13 protein-coding genes are annotated in these 16,407 nt (G+C 69.7%); 6 read left to right on the plus strand and 7 right to left on the minus strand.

The window, feature by feature from the left end; all coding sequences use genetic code 11:
• Positions 1-97 precede the first annotated feature (97 nt).
• Both cofG and B7R21_RS08635 read left to right on the plus strand, forming a co-directional pair.
• Positions 98-2,488 (plus strand): 7,8-didemethyl-8-hydroxy-5-deazariboflavin synthase CofG, encoded by a 2,391-nt coding sequence (cofG, locus tag B7R21_RS08630; RefSeq protein WP_116282846.1) that lies wholly within the window; start codon positions 98-100, stop codon positions 2,486-2,488.
• Positions 2,478-3,968, plus strand: a complete 1,491-nt coding sequence (locus B7R21_RS08635) for a flavin-containing monooxygenase (RefSeq protein ID WP_116282847.1) — start codon at positions 2,478-2,480, stop codon at positions 3,966-3,968. Before cofG ends, B7R21_RS08635 begins: the two co-directional genes overlap by 11 nt.
• An 8-nt stretch (positions 3,969-3,976) precedes the next feature.
• Here the strand turns inward: B7R21_RS08635 and B7R21_RS08640 are convergent, their stop codons facing one another.
• The 7 genes from B7R21_RS08640 to B7R21_RS08670 form a co-directional block, all read right to left on the minus strand.
• Positions 3,977-5,119, minus strand: a complete 1,143-nt coding sequence (locus B7R21_RS08640) for an AI-2E family transporter (RefSeq protein ID WP_116282848.1) — start codon at positions 5,117-5,119, stop codon at positions 3,977-3,979.
• Positions 5,120-5,163: 44 nt separating this feature from the next.
• Positions 5,164-6,252 (minus strand): alkene reductase, encoded by a 1,089-nt coding sequence (locus B7R21_RS08645; protein WP_116282849.1) that lies wholly within the window; start codon positions 6,250-6,252, stop codon positions 5,164-5,166.
• Between the two features lie 86 nt (positions 6,253-6,338).
• Positions 6,339-7,742 carry a glutamate decarboxylase gene (locus B7R21_RS08650; RefSeq protein WP_116282861.1) on the minus strand — a complete coding sequence of 468 codons (1,404 nt, stop codon included), beginning with the start codon at positions 7,740-7,742 and terminating at the stop codon, positions 6,339-6,341.
• A gap of 132 nt (positions 7,743-7,874) precedes the next feature.
• Positions 7,875-8,627, minus strand: coding sequence for an SDR family NAD(P)-dependent oxidoreductase (locus B7R21_RS08655; RefSeq protein ID WP_116282850.1), 753 nt, complete (start codon positions 8,625-8,627; stop codon positions 7,875-7,877).
• A gap of 87 nt (positions 8,628-8,714) precedes the next feature.
• A complete protein-coding gene (locus tag B7R21_RS08660; RefSeq protein WP_253259715.1) occupies positions 8,715-10,283 on the minus strand; it encodes a cytochrome b/b6 domain-containing protein in 1,569 nt (522 codons plus the stop codon).
• Positions 10,283-11,287 (minus strand): electron transfer flavoprotein subunit alpha/FixB family protein, encoded by a 1,005-nt coding sequence (locus B7R21_RS08665; protein WP_116282851.1) that lies wholly within the window; start codon positions 11,285-11,287, stop codon positions 10,283-10,285. The genes B7R21_RS08660 and B7R21_RS08665 overlap by 1 nt, the downstream gene beginning before the upstream one ends.
• 13 nt (positions 11,288-11,300) lie before the next feature.
• Positions 11,301-12,077: an electron transfer flavoprotein subunit beta/FixA family protein gene (locus B7R21_RS08670; protein ID WP_116282852.1), complete on the minus strand. Its 777-nt coding sequence runs from the start codon at positions 12,075-12,077 to the stop codon at positions 11,301-11,303.
• 197 nt (positions 12,078-12,274) lie between these two features.
• Here B7R21_RS08670 and B7R21_RS08675 point away from each other — a divergent pair, with 197 nt between their 5' ends.
• Genes B7R21_RS08675 through B7R21_RS08690 form a run of 4 tightly spaced genes read left to right on the plus strand, consistent with a single transcriptional unit; the run spans position 12,275 to position 16,243 of the window.
• A complete protein-coding gene (locus B7R21_RS08675) occupies positions 12,275-13,462 on the plus strand; it encodes an acyl-CoA dehydrogenase family protein (protein WP_116282853.1) in 1,188 nt (395 codons plus the stop codon).
• Complete coding sequence (locus tag B7R21_RS08680) at positions 13,459-14,535, plus strand: enoyl-CoA hydratase/isomerase family protein (protein ID WP_116282854.1); 1,077 nt, start codon at positions 13,459-13,461, stop codon at positions 14,533-14,535. Before B7R21_RS08675 ends, B7R21_RS08680 begins: the two co-directional genes overlap by 4 nt.
• Positions 14,536-14,555: 20 nt before the next feature.
• Positions 14,556-15,470, plus strand: coding sequence for a 3-hydroxyisobutyrate dehydrogenase (mmsB, locus tag B7R21_RS08685; RefSeq protein ID WP_116282855.1), 915 nt, complete (start codon positions 14,556-14,558; stop codon positions 15,468-15,470).
• The gene (locus B7R21_RS08690) at positions 15,467-16,243 is read left to right on the plus strand and encodes an enoyl-CoA hydratase (RefSeq protein ID WP_116282856.1); all 777 of its coding nucleotides are present in this window, start codon (positions 15,467-15,469) and stop codon (positions 16,241-16,243) included. The genes mmsB and B7R21_RS08690 overlap by 4 nt, the downstream gene beginning before the upstream one ends.
• Positions 16,244-16,407 lie beyond the last annotated feature (164 nt).

Genomic DNA, 16,407 nt, shown 5'->3' on the forward strand with positions numbered 1-16,407 from the left:
AACTAAGTTGACACCCCTCATCCTAGGTCGCCGGGAGCGGATGAGGGGGATGGCGTCCCCGCTTCGGGAAAGCTCGGGGGAGCTAGCATGGAGCGAGATGTCACCCTCTTCCGCCCCACCCGCATCCGCCCCGTCGATCGAGCGGTCACTCGCCCTCAGCGCGTCGGGGGGAACGCTCAGCGCAGAGGCAGCCGAGGCCCTGCTGCACGCGCGCGGCGCCGAGCTCGACGCACTGCTCGCCGAGGCCGGCCGGCTGCGTGACCTCGGGCTCGAGCGCGCGGGCCGCCCCGGCGTCATCACGTACTCCCGCAAGGTCTTCATCCCGCTCACCCATCTCTGCCAGGACCGCTGCCACTACTGCGTGTTCGTGCAGTCGCCGGGCAAGCTGGAGCGTGCGGGGATCGCGCCCTTCCTTTCGGCAGACGATGTGCTCGAGATCGCCCGGCAGGGCGCCGCGCTCGGCTGCAAGGAGGCCCTCTTCACGCTCGGCGACCGCCCCGAGAACCGCTGGGCCGCGGCGCGCGACTGGCTCGACGAGCACGGCTACGAGTCGACGATCGACTACATGCGGGCGATGTCGCAGCTGGTGCTGGAGGAGACCGGGCTGCTGCCGCACCTGAATCCGGGCGTCATGACGTACGCCGAGCTGGAGTCGCTGAAGGCCGTTGCCCCATCGATGGGCATGATGCTCGAGACCACTGCGACGAGGCTCTGGGCCGACAGGGGGGAGGCGCACTTCGGCTCGCCCGACAAGGATCCGGCGGTGCGCCTGCGGGTGCTCGACGACGCAGGCCTGCTGAAGATCCCGTTCACGACCGGGGTGCTGTTCGGCATCGGGGAGAACACCGCCGAACGGGTCGATGCGATGTTCGCCATCCGGGCATCCGCAGAGCTCCACGGGCACGTGCAGGAGACCATCGTGCAGAACTTCCGAGCGAAGGACTCGACGGCGATGATGTCGACGGGCGACCTGGCGACCGACGAGTACGCGGCGGCCGTCGCCGTGACGCGGCTGGTGCTCGGCCCGGATGCCCGGCTGCAGGCCCCGCCGAACCTCACCGATGCGGCAGAACTGGCGCTGCTCATCCGCGCCGGCATCGACGACTGGGGTGGGGTGAGCCCGCTCACGCCCGACCATGTGAACCCCGAGCGGCCCTGGCCGCAGATCGACGAGCTCGCCAGGCTGACGGCGGCGGGTGGCTACACGCTTCGGGAGCGGCTGACGGCGCATCCGCACTACATCCGTGAGGGTGCGCCCTGGATCGACGATGCCGTGCTGCCGGCGGTGCGCGCCCTCGCCGATTCGCGGGGCCTTGCCCGTGAGGAGGGTCTGCCGGTGGCGCCGCCGGCGACCGCGACGCGCTCGCGCTCCGCTCGCGCACTGCCGTTCCCCGCGCCCCACGCGGCGGTGCGTTCGGTGGTGTCCCTGGCGCTCGAGCGGGCGGAACGCTCGCCCGGCACGCTCAGCGATGGCGACTACGCGGCGCTCCTGCGGGCTTCGGGCGCCGAGCTCGACGCGCTCACGGGCCTGGCCGACGACCTCCGCCGTGCCCGCTTCGGGAACACCCTGTCGTTCGTGGTGAACCGCAACCTCGACTCGTCGCTCGTTCGTTCGGGAGCTGACAGAACGTCCCCGACCCTGGGTCTCGACGACTTCGCCGACCTGGCCGACGAGGCACGGATGCTCGGGGCGACCGAGATCTGCATGCAGGGTGCCGCGCATCCGGAGCTCGGGCCGTCGGGCTACGTCGACCTCGTACGCGCGGTGAAGGCCCGGCAGCCCGCTCTGCACCTGCACGCCTTCCGCCCCGCCGAGCTCGCCGACGGGGCGGCCCGCGCAGGCCTCGCGCTGCCCGACTTCCTCACCGCGCTCGCCGAAGCCGGAGTCGATTCCGTGCCCGGAACCGGTGCCCGCATCCTCGACGACACCGTGCGAGAGACGATGACCGGCGGCCGGGACCTCAGAGTCGCCGCGTGGCTCGGCATCGTCGAGGCGGCCCACCGCGCGGGCCTGGCCTCGACCGCCACGATGATCTACGGCCACATCGAGACCGCGCCTCAGATCGTCGCGCACCTCCGCACCCTCATCGCGCTGCAGGAGCGCACCGGCGGGTTCAGCGAGTTCATCCCGATGCCGTTCGTGCCGGCCGAGCATCCGTCCATGCCGCCGCATCTCGCCGGCCGCGGGCCGAATCTCCGGCGGTCCCGCGCCGTGCACGCGGTCAGCCGGCTCATGCTCGACGAGCACATCCCGCACCTCCAGTCGGCGTGGACGAAGCTCGGCCCGGCCGGCGCCCGCGCTGTTCTCGGAGGCGGCGCCGACGACCTCGGCGGAATCCTGCTCGACGGTTCGCTCCGACCGGATGCCGGGGCCGAGTCGGGCCGCCAGCTCACTCTCGACGAGGTGGCTGGTTTCGCCCGCGACCTCGGCCGGAGCGCCTGGCAGCGATCGACGCTCTACGATCCGATCGGGCCCGATGCGGGCTGACGCTCGCGCACCTGCGACCGAGGCCGCCCCCGAACGCGTCGACGTGTTCATCGTCGGGGCCGGCTTCGCGGGCCTCGGCCTTGGCATCCGGCTCGCCCGCGAGACAGCGCACACCTTCGTCATCGCCGAGAGATCCGACAGCGTGGGCGGAACCTGGCGAGACAACACCTACCCCGGTGTCGCCTGCGACATCCCCTCGCACCTCTACTCGTTCTCGTTCCGTCAGAAGCCCGACTGGTCGTCGGTGTTCGCCCCGGGGCCCGAGATCCGCGCCTACCTCGAGGAGTGCGCCCGCGAGGAGGGACTGCTGCCCCACCTCCGTCTCGGCTCCGAGCTCCTCCACGCGGAATGGAAAGGGGCCGACGGTCGGTGGCTGATCACCACGACCACCGGCCGGTACTCCGCCCGCGCTCTCGTCACCGCGGCCGGCCGACTCTCCGAACCGCGGATCCCCGCCACACCGGGTCTCGACACCTTCGAGGGCCCGCACTTCCACACCAGCCGGTGGAACCACGACGTCGATCTGCGGGGCATGCGCGTCGGCATCACCGGCACCGGGGCATCCGCTGTGCAGGTGCTGCCCGCGCTCGCCGCCGAGGCCTCCGAGGTCGTCGTCTTCCAGCGGAGCGCCCCCTACGTGGTGCCGCGGGGCGATCGCCGTTACTCCGACGCCGAGAAGGCCCTCCTCGCGGGTGACCCGCAGCTGCTCGACGACTCCCGCAACGCGATCTTCTGGAAGGCCGAGCAGACGTTCCCCAGCCGCCTCGGCCGGCAACCGGACCTCGACGCCCAGCGCGCCCGCTGGCAGAACCACCTCGACGCGCAGGTCGACGATCCGGCCCTCCGCGAGGCGCTGACGCCCGACTACGAGATCGGCTGCAAACGCGTGCTGCTCTCCGACGACTACTACCCGACGCTCGCGCTGGCGAATGTGCACCTCGAGAACTCAGCACTCGCCTCCCTCGACGCCTCCCGGGCGACCGCCGCCAGTGGCCGCACCCACGACCTCGACGTGCTCATCTTCGCGACCGGTTTCCACTCCACGCGCCAGCCCTACGCCGAACGGATCGCCGGCCGCGCCGGAGAACTCCTCAGCGAACACTGGGCCGACGGGATGACCGCCTACGCCTCCACGGTCGTGCACGGCTTTCCGAACCTGTTCATCATCGACGGCCCGAATGCGAGCCTCGGCCACAACTCGGCGATCCACATGATCGAGACGCAGCTCGAGTACGTCCTCGGTGCGCTGGAACACCTGGCCGGGCATCCGGATGCCGCACTCGAGGTCAGCGCCGAGGCCGAGGTTGCCTACACCGCCGACATCGATGCCGCCGCGGCGCAGACGGTCTGGCTCACCGGCGGCTGCCGCAGCTGGTATGTCGACGACCGCAGCCACCGCCTGACCCTGCTCTGGCCGGGGTACGCGCACACCTTCCGCGAGAGGAACGGGCGGTTCGACGCGCGGCCGTTCGGCGTCTGACCGGTCTGTCAGCGCGCTTCCTGCCGCGGCACGACCACCCGGTTCACGATGATGAGGCCCGCCGCCGCGACGGGTACGGCCACGAGCGCGCCGAGGATTCCGCCGAGGGCGGCGCCGCCGATCGCCGAGACGATGACGAGCGCACCGGGCACCGCGACGGCCTTGGCCATGACCCGGGGCGAGAGGATGTACGCCTCGACCTGCATGTAGACGAGCAGCACGACGGCCACGATGAGCGCGCCCCCCGGGTTCACGATCAGGGTCGCAAGAGCGGCGATCGCGGAACCGAAGACCGTGCCGACGACGGGGATGAGGGCCCCGATGAATGCCACGAGGGCGAGGAGGGCCGGGGCGGGGCTGCCGACGGCCGAGGTGACCGTGAAGGTCACGACCGCATTGGCGAGGGCGAGCACGACCTGGCCGCCGACGTAACGTCCGACGGACTGGAAGATCTCCTCGGCGAGCTCGGTCACGCGCTCGCGGCTGGAGCGGGCGACGAGGGTGTACCCCTTCCTCTTCACGGCAGGGAGGGTGAGCACGAAGTAGATCGTGAGGATGCTGACGACGATCACGCCCGTCACTGCGTCGATGATCCCCGTGCCGACGCTGAGGATGCCGCCGGCGATGCCGAGCAGCTTGCTGGGGTCGGTGAAGAAGGCGGTGACGCTCGAGAGGAGGCCGTCGACGTCGATGCTCGGCCCGACGTTCGCGGTCACCCACTGGAACCAGGCCTGGTTCGGGAGGTTCTGGACGAGCGTCGTCAGCTGGGCACTGATAACGGACACCTGTGCGGTGACCGCGGGGATGATCGCGAACACGAGCCCGACGACGGCACCGAGCACGATGACGCCGAGCACCGCGGAGGCGGCCCAGCGGGGCCAGCCACGGGCCGACATGCGCTGCAGGAGCGGATCGAGGGCCAGCGCGAGGAACAGGGCGATGCCGAGGTAGATGAGCACGGTCGACAGGCTCGACACCGCGCCGAGAACGACCGTCGCGGCCCCCACGCCGAGGGTCGCGATGAACGCGTAGCGGAACGGATGATCGGGCAGGAGCCCGCGCTGACTGTCGTTGGCCCGGGCGGGCCTCCCGGCCATCCCGGCCAGTCGCCGTGCTCGTCGGTCGGAGGGGCGCGTCGGGCTCGTGCTCATGGGCTCAGAGTACCGAACCCGACGCCGGGGGGAGGGGAGGGGCGCTACTGCTGGCGGGCCAGCTCATGGAGCGTCGGGTAGGTCGTGTAGCCCTCGGCCGTCGAACCGTAGAACGTCGACGGATCGACTTCGTTCTCGGGGTGGTCGCCCTCCCAGCGCTCGACCAGGTCGGGGTTCGCGATGATCGCGCGCCCGACGGCCACGGCGTCGGCGAAGTCGCCCTCGACGAGGGTGGTCGCCTCCTCGCGGGTGGTCATGTGGCTGAAGCCGCTGTTCACGACGAAGCCGCCGCCGAACCGCGTGCGGAGTTCCTGCACGAATTCACCGGTCGGGTCGGCGTGCAGAACGCTCACGAAGGCGAGTCCGAGCGGAGCGAGGGCATCCATCAGCGCCTGGTAAGTGGCGCGCGCGTCGTCTGCGTCGGTCTCGAGAACGTCCTGGATGTTGTGCGAGGGCGAGATGCGGATGCCGGTGCGCTCCGCACCGATCGCCTCGACCACGGCCTCGACCACCGACACGACGAAGCGGATCCGGTTCTCAGGGCTACCGCCGAACTCGTCGGTGCGCTGGTTCGAGGCAGGGGAGAGGAACTGGTGCAGCAGGTAACCGTTGGCCGAGTGCAGTTCGACGCCGTCGAGACCGGCACGCACCGCGCGGCGGGAGGCTTCGACGAACTCGCCGCGGACGATGGCCAGTTCGTCGGTCGTGAGCTCGTGCGGCACCGGGAACGGCTTCTTGCCCTCGGGCACGTGCACGTCGCCCTCGATGGCGATCGCGCTCGGTGCGACGATGCGGGGCGTGCCGGTGATGTCGGTGTGCGACACGCGTCCGCCGTTCATCACCTGCATGATGAGCTTTCCGCCGCGCTCGTGCACGGCGTCGGCCACGCGCTTCCAGCCGGCCTCCTGCTCGTCGGTCACCATGCCGGGCTGTCCGGGGTAGGAGCGCGACTCGGCGCTCGGGTAGGTGCCCTCCGTGATGATCAGGCCGGCGCTCGCGCGCTGCGCGTAGTGCTCGACGTTCAGGTCGTTCGGTACGCCCGACTCACCGGAGCGGGTGCGGGTGAGCGGTGCCATCACGAGGCGGTTGGCGAGGTCGATGCTGCCGAGGCTGAGCGGCGAGAAGAGATCCACGGAGGTCCTTTCAGGTGGTGCCGCCGTCTGCGGCACCACAGGTCCAACGCGCAGGGCGCCGACGCATTCCCCGGTCGCACCGATTCTCAGTGGGTGAATCCCGTCGTCTGGCCCTCCGTCGGCATGGGGGACTCGAGCCGGTCGAGGTAGCCGACGGCGTCGCGGATGTCGGCCATCAGGCTTTCGGCGAGGTTCCGGCTGAGTCCGTTCCGAACGACGATGCGCTGCACCGTGATGTCGCTGAGATTGTCGGGCATCGGGTACGCCGGGATCAACCAGCCCTTCAGTCGCAGTCGTTCGGACAGGTGGTAGAGGTTCCAGTTCGTGGTGTAGCCCCGACTCAGCTGCCAGGCGAAGACCGGGATGTCGGTGCCCTCGTTCCACAGGTCGAATGCCGGCATCGCCCCGATCTCCCGGGCGAGGTAGACGGCCACGTCGTGCGAGGTCTTCTGCACGCGGTAGTAGCCGTCGAACCCGAGACGGAGGAACAGGTAGTACTGCAGCAGCACCTGCGCGCCGGGCCGGGAGAAGTTCAGCGCGAAGCTCGGCATGTGCCCGCCGAGGTAGGTCACGTCGAAGATGAGCTCCTTCGGCAGGGCGTCGACGCTGCGCCAGACGACCCAGCCGAGACCGGGGTAGACCAGGCCGTATTTGTGGGCCGACGTGCTGATCGAGGCGACCCGTTCGATCCGGAAGTCCCACTTCAGGTCGGGCTGCAGGAACGGCGCGATCATGCCGCCGGACGCACCGTCGACGTGGATCGGCACGTCGAGACCCGTCGCGGCCTGGATGCGGTCGAGCGCCTCGGCGATCTGCTCCACCGGCTCGTACATGCCGGTGTAGGTGACGCCCATGATCGCGACGACGCCGATCGTGTTCTCGTCCACATACTTCTCCAGCTCGTGGCCGTCGAGCACCTTGTGGTCGTCGGTGATCGGAACGTAGCGCGGCTCGACCTCCCAGTAGTTGCAGAACTTCTCCCAGCACACCTGCACGGCACTCGAGAGAACGATGTTCGGCTTCGCGGTGTCGAGACCCTGGGCGCGGCGTGCCAGCTGCCAGCGGCGCTTCAGGGCGAGGCCGCCGAGCATGCACGCCTCCGAGGAGCCGATGGTGGATGTTCCGATCGTGTTGTTCGCATCGGGGGCGTTCCAGAGGTCGGCGAGCATCATCCAGCAGCGGGTCTCGATGGCGGCCGTCTGGGGGTACTCGTCTTTGTCGACCATGTTCTTGTCGGCGGACTCGGCGTAGATGCGCTGCGCGTGCTCGTCCATCCAGGTGCCGACGAAGGTGGCGAGGTTGAGCCGCGAGTTGCCGTCGAGCATCGCCTCGTCGTGCACGATCTGGTAGGCCGTCTCGGGCAGGGACTCCTCCTGCGGAAGGGTGTTCAGCGGAAAGTCGTTCGCCTCCCCGTCGCGACAGAACAGGGGATTCAGCTGGTTGCGGCCGGAGACGCCGGTGAAGGCGAGGCCCGATTCGCTCGGTTTCATCGGGTTCGGGGTGTTCTGGGAGTTCTGGGCGTTTTGGGAGTTCTGGGCGTTCACAGCGACCTTCTCACGTCTCACAGCGGGCAGGCGGCGGCCAGCCGTGATACCAGTGTGTCGTACCGGGAGACGGCTGTCTCAGCGCGGGGCCATGCGGATCGCGCCGTCGAGCCGGATCGTCTCGCCGTTGAGGTACTCGCTGCCGGCGATCGTCAGCACGAGGTCCGCGAACTCGGTGGGTCGCGCGAGCCGGGCGGGGAACGGAACCGACTTCGCGAGAGACTCGTTCACCGCCGGACCGAGCGCCGCGAGCATCGGGGTGTCGACGATGCCGGGTGCGATGGTGACGACGCGGATGCCGCTCGACGCCAGATCCCTCGCCCCGGCGATCGTCATCGCGACCACTCCGCCCTTCGAGGCGGCATAGGCGATCTGGCCGATCTGCCCCTCGAACGCCGCAACGGATGCCGTGTTGACGACGACGCCGCGCGCGCCGAACTCGTCGTAGGGTTCGTCGCCGGCCATCTTCGCGGCCGCGAGTCTCATCACGTTGAACGTTCCCACGAGGTTGATGTCGATCGTCTTCTGGAACAGGGCGAGGTCGTGCACGCCCGACTTCGAGAGGATGCGGCGGGCCGGCCCGATGCCGGCGCAGTTCACCACGACCCGCAGGGGCCCGTCGATGCCGTCGATCGCCTGCTGCACCTGATCCTCGTCGGTGATGTCGGCCGCCACGAACCGCACGTTCTCGGGAAGCGTCGCCTTCTCCAGGGCGGCCGCCAGATCGACGCCCGTGACGCTCATGCCCTTCTCGGCCAGGGCCAGGGCTGTTGCAGCACCCAGCCCGGAGGCCGCGCCTGTCACGAGAGCGTGTGCGCCGGTGAATTCCATGTTCTGTCTCCTTGTTGTCTGTCGAGAGTCGTTTCGTCGAGACGGTGTCTCGTGTGCCGAGGAGGTCTCAGCCGGGTGTGCAGAACCTCAGCGCGCCGTGACCTTCCCGAAGAGCGACGCGATCGGTGCGATGACCAGCGGTCGTGCCGCGATCCAGCCCGCCACCATCACCACGAGTGAGGCGAAGAAGATGCCGAAGCCCACCCAGTTGACCTCATCGCTCGAGCCGTACATGTGGTTCAGGTTGCGGAGTGCGCCCGTGGCGAAGACCAGGGCGACATGCACGACGATGAAGCCGACGAAGAAGAGCATCACCGGAAAGTGGATGGCCCGGGCCACCTCGATCGGGTAGGCGGCGTTCAGGCGTGTGGCGCGCTTCGGCCAGACCCCCGACATCCGCACCCCGGTGAGGGCCGCGAGCGGGGCGGCGACGAAGACGACGATGAAGTACATGAGCTGCTGCAGGCTGTTGTAGTTGACCCACCCGTTGTCGGTCGGCCACTCCAGTGTGAGGTAGTGGATGAGCGCGGAGACGGCATTCGGAAAGACCGCCCAGCTGGAGGGCACCAGCCTCAGCCAGTGCCCGGTCGCGAAGATCAGCACGACGAAGACCACACCGTTCAGGAGCCACAGCACGTCGAGTGCCTGGTGGAACCAGAGGGTGAGGCTGATCCTCCGCTTCGTCTTCGCCCAGCGCGCTGTCCAGAAGGCGCTCGGTCGCTTCTCGGTGCGCACCTGCCAGCCCGAGCGGATGATCAGCACGATGAAGAACGCATTCAGGAAGTGCTGCCAGCCGATCCAGGCGGGAAAGCCGGATTCGACGGTGTCGGGCAGGGGGTACTCGCCCGGGTAGGTCTGCAGGAAGTCCTGCACGACGCGATAGGTGGTGAGGCCGCGCGCAGCCAGCACGGCGACGGCGGCCACGAGGAGCAGGGCGAGCGAGCCGAGCACGATCTGCGTGGGTCGCGGCAGGTGCCGCAGTCGGGTGATTCCCGTGCTGGCGCCGGTCGGCGCGGGTGCTGCTGCGCTGGCGCTGCCGTTGGCTTTGGGTGCGGTGCTGGCGGCGGGTGCGGCGGCGGGTGCGGCGCCGGTCGAGATGATGATGGGCGACCGCCTGGGAGGGGCGCCCGTGCGGGCGGCAGGCCGGCGCGGCGACTCGGGCGCGGTCGCCGGTGGTGCGGGCGCGGCGGCGGGTGCGGGCGCGGCGGCGGGAGTGGGCGCGGCGGCGGGAGTGGGCGCGGCGGCGGGCGGCGGCGCGGCGGAGGGCGGTGACAAGGGCTCCGCCGGCGCGTCGGGCGAGGTGGCGGGGGAGGCCGCGAGGCTGGCGTCGGAAGCCTCCGGCGGCCACGGTTCTCCGCCAGCGGAACGCGGGAGGCCGCGGCGCCTCGCCTGCGTGGTCGCACCCATGTCGGTGGGTGCGGGGGGAACCGCGGTTGTCGCCGAAGGAGGGGCGGTCGCGGTCGTCGCGGCAGCGGGGATGGGCGCGGTGGGTGTCGCGCCCGGAGCCGGCACCGTGGCAGCCAGAGACGCATCCGCCGCCGATGTCGGTGCGGTGTCGACCGGAGCCGCGCCGGCCGGCGGCCACGGTTCGCCGCCCGCCACACGGGGCAGCCCACGACGCAGCGGCGCTGCATCCCCCCGCACAGTGCCGGCCACTACTGCTTCTTCTTCTCGAGGGCGGCGATCAGCTGGGGGACCACCGTGAAGACATCGCCCACCACCCCGAAGTCGGCGATGTCGAAAATGGGGGCGTCACCGTCTGTGTTGATCGCCACGATGGTCTTCGCCGTCTGCATACCCGCCCGGTGCTGGATGGCGCCCGAGATGCCGAGCGCAATGTAGAGCTGGGGCGCCACCGACACCCCGGTCTGGCCCACCTGGAAGCTCTGCGGAACGTAGCCCGCATCCACCGCTGCCCGCGACGCCCCGACGGCGGCACCGAGGGTGTCGGCGAGTTCGTCGACGAGTGCGAACTTCTCCTGGGAACCGAGCCCGCGGCCGCCCGAGACCACCGTGGTCGCTCCGCGGAGCTCGGGACGGGTCGACTTCCGGGCGGTCTGGGTGAACGTCTCGATGGTGGCGACGGGAGTCGTCGAGACCTTGACGTCGAGGGTCTCGGGCCGGGCATCCGTCGCCGCCGCTCTCTGCTCGATCGACCCCTGCCGGATCGTCACGACGGGGGCGCCGAAGGTGGCGGCCGAGTCGACGGTGTACGTTCCGCCGTAGACGGAGTGGTGGATGACCACGCCCTCGTCGTCGCGCGAGAGGCCGACCGCGTCGACGCAGATGGCCGAGTGGCTGCGGGCCGCGAACCGGCCAGCGACCTCGCGACCCTCGATGGAGTTGGAGATGAGCACCGCGCCTGGACCGACAGCCTCGACCGCGGCCTCGAGCGCTGCGACGGTGGGTGTCGCGACCTCGGTGAGCACCTGGGCGCTCTCGACGACCAGCACGCGGGCGGCTCCGAGCTCTGCGGCGGCGCGCGCTGCGGACGCCCCGGTGCCGGGTAGCACGACGATCAGGGCCACGGGGGTGCCGATGCCGGAGGCGGCTCCCAGCAGTCCGGCCGCACTCTTCAGAGGTTCGCCGTCGGGTGTGGTGTCGACCAGCACGAGGATCGGTTCGGAAACACTGTCGGTCGTCTTCTGTCCATCGGTCATCTTCGCCCCTCCCTCAGACGAGCTTGTTCTTCAGGAGGAAGTCCGCGAGCTGCTGCCCGCCGTCACCCTCGTCGACGATCTTCGTGCCCGCGGTGCGGGGCGGCTTGCGGGCGACGCTCAGCACGATCGAACGGGGGGCGCTCTGGTCGGCGGGATCGATCTTCAGGTCTGCGGCACTCAGCGTGACCACGGGCTTCTTCTTGGCCGCCACGATGCCCTTGAAGTTCGGGTACCGGGCTTCGGGCAGGCTCTCGGTGATGGCGACCACCGCCGGCAGCGCTGAGCGGAGCGCCATCGTTCCTGCGTCGGTGAGCCGCACCCCGGTGACCCCGGTCTCGGAGATCTCCACGCTCGAGAGCGATCCGGCCAGGGGGACCCCGAGGTGCTCGGCGATCATCGAGGGCAGAACCCCGCCCGATCCGTCGGTCGACAGGTTGCCCGTGATGACGAGGTCGTACCCGGTCTGGGTGATCGCGGCGGCGAGGATCTCGGCGGTGAGCCCGAGGTCGGCGCCGGCGAGGGCCACATCGGCGACGTGCACCACGCTGGTCGCGCCCATGGCGAGCCCCTTGCGGAGGGTCGTCGACGCCGACTCCGGCGCCATCGCGAGGATCACGACCTCGGTGTCGGGATTCGCATCCCGGTAGGTCAGTGCGACCTCGAGCGAGCGTTCCCCGATCTCGTCGAGCACCGCTTCGCTCGCGGCACGGTCGGCCAGACCCGTCTCTTCATCGATGGTGCGATCGCCGTAGGTGTCGGGCACTTCCTTGACGAGAACGATGATCTTCACGGGTTCAACTCCTTGGCTTCTGATTCTGTCGGACACGTCGTTGCGGCCACAAGGTGACGGTCGCATCAGCAAGGTGTTCCCTCCATATTGTCACCCGTACCGACGATCTACCAGCACGCCCTAGTTTATTGGTGCACGTCCTTGTAGAGTCGAGAAAAGCGCAGGCATTGGAGCAGGCGAGACGAGAGGGATTGTCCATGGTTCGCGAAACGACCCTGCTCGAGGACGCACCCGCACCGGCGCCGGATGACCTCACCGACGACCAGCGCGACATCGCCCTGGCCGTGCGCCAGTTCGCCCAGGAGGCCCTTGCGCCGCACGCGGTGGAGTGGGACCAGGCGAAGCACTTCCCCATCGATGTGCTGCAGCAGGCCGGAGAACTCGGCCTCGGCGGCGTGTACGTGCGGGAAGACCTCGGAGGCTCGGCGCTCAGTCGGCTCGATGCCGTGCTGATCTTCGAAGAGCTCGCCCAGGGCGACACCACCATCGCCGCCTACATCTCGATCCACAACATGGTGGCGTGGATGATCGACACCTACGGCAGCGACGAGATCCGCCGTGAGTGGCTGCCGGGCCTCTCGGCCCTGGAGCTTCGGGGCAGCTACTGCCTCACCGAGGCGGGGGCGGGTTCGGACGCCGCGGCCCTTCGAACCACGGCCGTCGTCGACGGCGACGACTACGTACTGAACGGCGAGAAGCTCTTCATCTCGGGTGCCGGATCCTCGGCCGTCTACGTCGTGATGGCGCGCACCGGTGGCCCAGGTCCCAAGGGCATCAGCGCCATCGTCGTGCCGGCCGACACCCCCGGGCTCACCTTCGGCGCCAACGAGAAGAAGATGGGCTGGAACGCCCAGCCCACGGCGGCCGTCTGGTTCGACAACGTGCGGGTGCCGAGATCCAACCTGCTCGGCGAGGAGGGTGGCGGGTTCACAATTGCCATGAAGGGGCTGAACGGCGGGCGACTGAACATCGCAGCGTGCTCCCTCGGCGGTGCGCAGTGGGCATACGAGAGGGCCGTGGTCCATGTGAAGGAACGCCAGACGTTCGGCCATCCGCTCTCCGACCAGCAGGCGCTGGTCTTCCGGCTCGCCGAGATGCGGATCCAACTCGAGGCGGCCCGCGGGCTGCTGCGCCGTGCCGCCCGGGCCCTCGATGCGGGTTCCCCCGACACGGTGGAGTTCTCTGCCATGGCGAAGAAGTTCGGAACCGATGTCGCGTTCACGGTTGCGAACGAGGCTCTGCAGCTGCACGGTGGATACGGGTACCTCGCCGAGTACGGCCTCGAGAAGGTCGTGCGCGACCTGCGGGTGCACCAGATCCTGGAGGGCACGAACGAGATCATGAGCCTCATCGTCGGACGATCGATCATTGCAGGCACCATATGACGGCGGCCGGGCCCGCATCCGCCTCCGCCTCCGCTGAGCCTTCGTCCTCTGCCTCCGAGGCTGAGGTCGTGTTCACCCGGCGCGGGCAGCTCGGCGAGATCGCCCTCAATCGGCCTCGCGCCATCAACGCGCTGACCCACGGCATGGTCACGCTCATCCGGAAGCAGCTCGACGAGTGGGCGGCGGCCCCGGATGTCGCCAGCGTCGTGCTGGTCGGCAGGGGTGAGCGCGGGCTCTGCGCGGGAGGCGACATCGTCTCGCTCTACAACGACGCGACGACCGGTGACGGCCGCGCCTCCCTCTCCTTCTGGGCCGACGAGTATGCCCTGAACGCCGCCATCGCGCGGTTTCCGAAGCCCTACGTGGCCCTCATGGACGGCATCGTGCTGGGCGGAGGCATCGGCCTTTCGGCCCACGGGTCGCACCGCATCGTGACCGAGCGTTCGAAGCTCGGGCTGCCCGAGACGGGTATCGGGTTCATCCCGGACGTCGGGGCGACCTGGCTGCTCTCACACGCCCCCGGCCGGCTCGGAACCCACCTCGCCCTCACTGCCGGAACCGTGGGGGCGGGCGATGCGATCGAGGTCGGGCTGGCCGACAGCTACGTGCCGAGCGAACGGTTGCCCGACCTGCTGGTCGCTCTCGAGGAGACCGACGCGGATGCCGCGATCGCTCTGTTCTCGATGAGCCCACCCGACTCCGAACTGGCGGCCGAGCGCGGTTGGATCGACGCGGCCTATGCGGCAGACACCGTTCCGGGCATCCTGGCCGAGCTTCGCGCGGATTCCGCGAACGAGAAGGCCCTCTCCACCGCCTCGACGATCGAGAGGAAGTCGCCCATCGCGGTCGCCGTCTCGCTCGAGTCGCTCGCTCGGGCGGCCGCGCTGCCCGACCTCGAATCCGCCCTGGAGCAGGAGTTCCGCGTCTCGGCGAACGCCCTCACGTCGCACGACTTCGCGGAGGGCGTGCGCGCCCAGGTCATCGACAAGGACCGTAATCCGCAGTGGGAGCCCCGCTCGGCGAGCGAGGTCGACCGGGCGCAGATCGACGCCTACTTCGCCGCTGCCACCTGATCTGAACCACAAGGAGAGACATGCGCATCGCATTCATCGGGCTCGGCAACATGGGCGGGCCCATGGCCGTCAACCTCGCGCGGGGAGGCCACGACGTTGTGGGCTTCGACCTCGTGCAGGCGGCCACCGAATCCGCTCGCGCGGCGGGGGTGGCCGTCGCGGAGTCTGCGGCCGAAGCCGTCGCGGGTGCCGAGGTCGTCATCACCATGCTGCCGGCCGGGCGCCACGTGCTCTCGGCCTACGGGGGCACTCCCGACGCGCCCGGCCTGCTTGCCAGCGCCGCGCCCGGAACCCTCTTCATCGACTCCTCGACCATCGCGGTGGATGACGCCCGCCAGGCGCACGACCTCGCGCTCGCGGCAGGCCACCGGGCGATGGATGCGCCGGTCTCCGGCGGCACGGTGGGAGCCGAGGCCGGAACGCTGGCGTTCATGGTCGGGGGTTCCGACGAGGACTTCGCCGTGGCCGAGCCGATCCTCGCCAGCATGGGCGCGCGTATCGTGCACTGCGGCGGAACAGGACTCGGCCAGGCCGCTAAGGTCTGCAACAACCTGATCCTCGGCATCACGATGATCGGGGTGAGCGAGGCCTTCGTGCTCGGCGAGAAGCTCGGGCTCACGAATCAGGCGCTGTTCGACGTGGCATCCAACGCCAGCGGGCAGTGCTGGGCGCTCACCACGAACTGCCCCGTGCCCGGCCCCGTGCCGACGAGCCCCGCCAACCGCGACTACCGGCCCGGTTTCGCCGGAGCGCTGATGGCGAAGGATCTCGGCCTGGCCGAGCAGGCCATCACCTCGACGGGTGTGCGCGCCGAGATCGGCCTGCTCGCCGCCGCGATCTACCGCCGGTTCGCCGACGGGGCGGGTGCCGGCCTCGACTTCTCTGGCATCATCGACGACATCCGCGTCAGCAGTGAAGAAGGAGTTACAGCATGACCGACTATGAGAACATCCTTGTCGAGCGCCGGGGGCGCGTCGGCCTCATCACGCTGAACCGGCCGAAGGCGCTGAACGCGCTGAACGCTGCCCTGATGCGTGACGTCGTCGCTGCCGCTGAGGAGTTCGACGCCGACCGGGGCATCGGGGCGATCGTGCTCACCGGTTCCGACCGGGCCTTCGCCGCGGGCGCCGACATCAAGGAGATGGCGACCCTCAGCTACCAGGAGGTCTACCTCGACGGGCTGTTCTCGGGCTGGGCCGCCTTCACTGCGGTGCGCACGCCGATCGTCGCCGCGGTTGCGGGGTATGCCCTCGGCGGCGGCTGCGAGCTGGCGATGATGTGCGACATCCTGATCGCCGCCGACACCGCGAAGTTCGGGCAGCCGGAGATCAACCTGGGTGTGATTCCCGGCATGGGCGGCACGCAGCGGCTCAGCCGCGCGATCGGCAAGGCCAAGGCGATGGACCTCATCCTGACGGGTCGCACGATGGGCGCGGAGGAGGCGGAACGTGCGGGCCTCGTCTCGCGGATCGTTCCGGCGGCTGAGCTCCTCGACACGGCTCTGGAGGTCGCGACCACGATCGCGTCGAAGTCACTCCCGGTCGCCTACGCGGCGAAGGAGTCGGTCCAGGTCGCGTTCGAGTCGACTCTCGCCGAGGGCCTCCGCTTCGAGAAGCGCGCCTTCCAGGCCCTGTTCGCGCTCGCCGACCAGACGGAGGGCATGGCGGCCTTCGCCGAGAAGCGGGATCCGACCTTCGTCAACGGCTGACCCTCTCCTCTCCCCTCCCCTCCCCTCACGCCTCAATCGCGGGGGCGCGCGGGGCGTCAGAGGGGGTCGGGGATGGTGGGCGGGTCGCCGAAGTCGCCCGATTCGCGGCGGAAGCGGGCGAGGATGCCCACCAGGCTCGACAGCTCATCATCGGGGAAGCCCGG

It is taken from the genome of Subtercola boreus (assembly GCF_003399625.1).
Taxonomy (GTDB): domain Bacteria; phylum Actinomycetota; class Actinomycetes; order Actinomycetales; family Microbacteriaceae; genus Subtercola; species Subtercola boreus_C.

What these genes read in the sequence shown, in the direction of transcription:
- cofG (WP_116282846.1), top strand. Translation starts at nt 98, where the DNA reads ATGTCACCCTCTTCCGCCCCACCCGCATCCGCCCCGTCGATCGAGCGG.
- B7R21_RS08635 (WP_116282847.1), top strand. Translation starts at nt 2,478, where the DNA reads ATGCGGGCTGACGCTCGCGCACCTGCGACCGAGGCCGCCCCCGAACGC.
- B7R21_RS08640 (WP_116282848.1), bottom strand. Translation starts at nt 5,119, where the DNA reads ATGAGCACGAGCCCGACGCGCCCCTCCGACCGACGAGCACGGCGACTG.
- B7R21_RS08650 (WP_116282861.1), bottom strand. Translation starts at nt 7,742, where the DNA reads ATGAAACCGAGCGAATCGGGCCTCGCCTTCACCGGCGTCTCCGGCCGC.
- B7R21_RS08655 (WP_116282850.1), bottom strand. Translation starts at nt 8,627, where the DNA reads ATGGAATTCACCGGCGCACACGCTCTCGTGACAGGCGCGGCCTCCGGG.
- B7R21_RS08665 (WP_116282851.1), bottom strand. Translation starts at nt 11,287, where the DNA reads ATGACCGATGGACAGAAGACGACCGACAGTGTTTCCGAACCGATCCTC.
- B7R21_RS08675 (WP_116282853.1), top strand. Translation starts at nt 12,275, where the DNA reads ATGGTTCGCGAAACGACCCTGCTCGAGGACGCACCCGCACCGGCGCCG.
- B7R21_RS08680 (WP_116282854.1), top strand. Translation starts at nt 13,459, where the DNA reads ATGACGGCGGCCGGGCCCGCATCCGCCTCCGCCTCCGCTGAGCCTTCG.
- mmsB (WP_116282855.1), top strand. Translation starts at nt 14,556, where the DNA reads ATGCGCATCGCATTCATCGGGCTCGGCAACATGGGCGGGCCCATGGCC.
- B7R21_RS08690 (WP_116282856.1), top strand. Translation starts at nt 15,467, where the DNA reads ATGACCGACTATGAGAACATCCTTGTCGAGCGCCGGGGGCGCGTCGGC.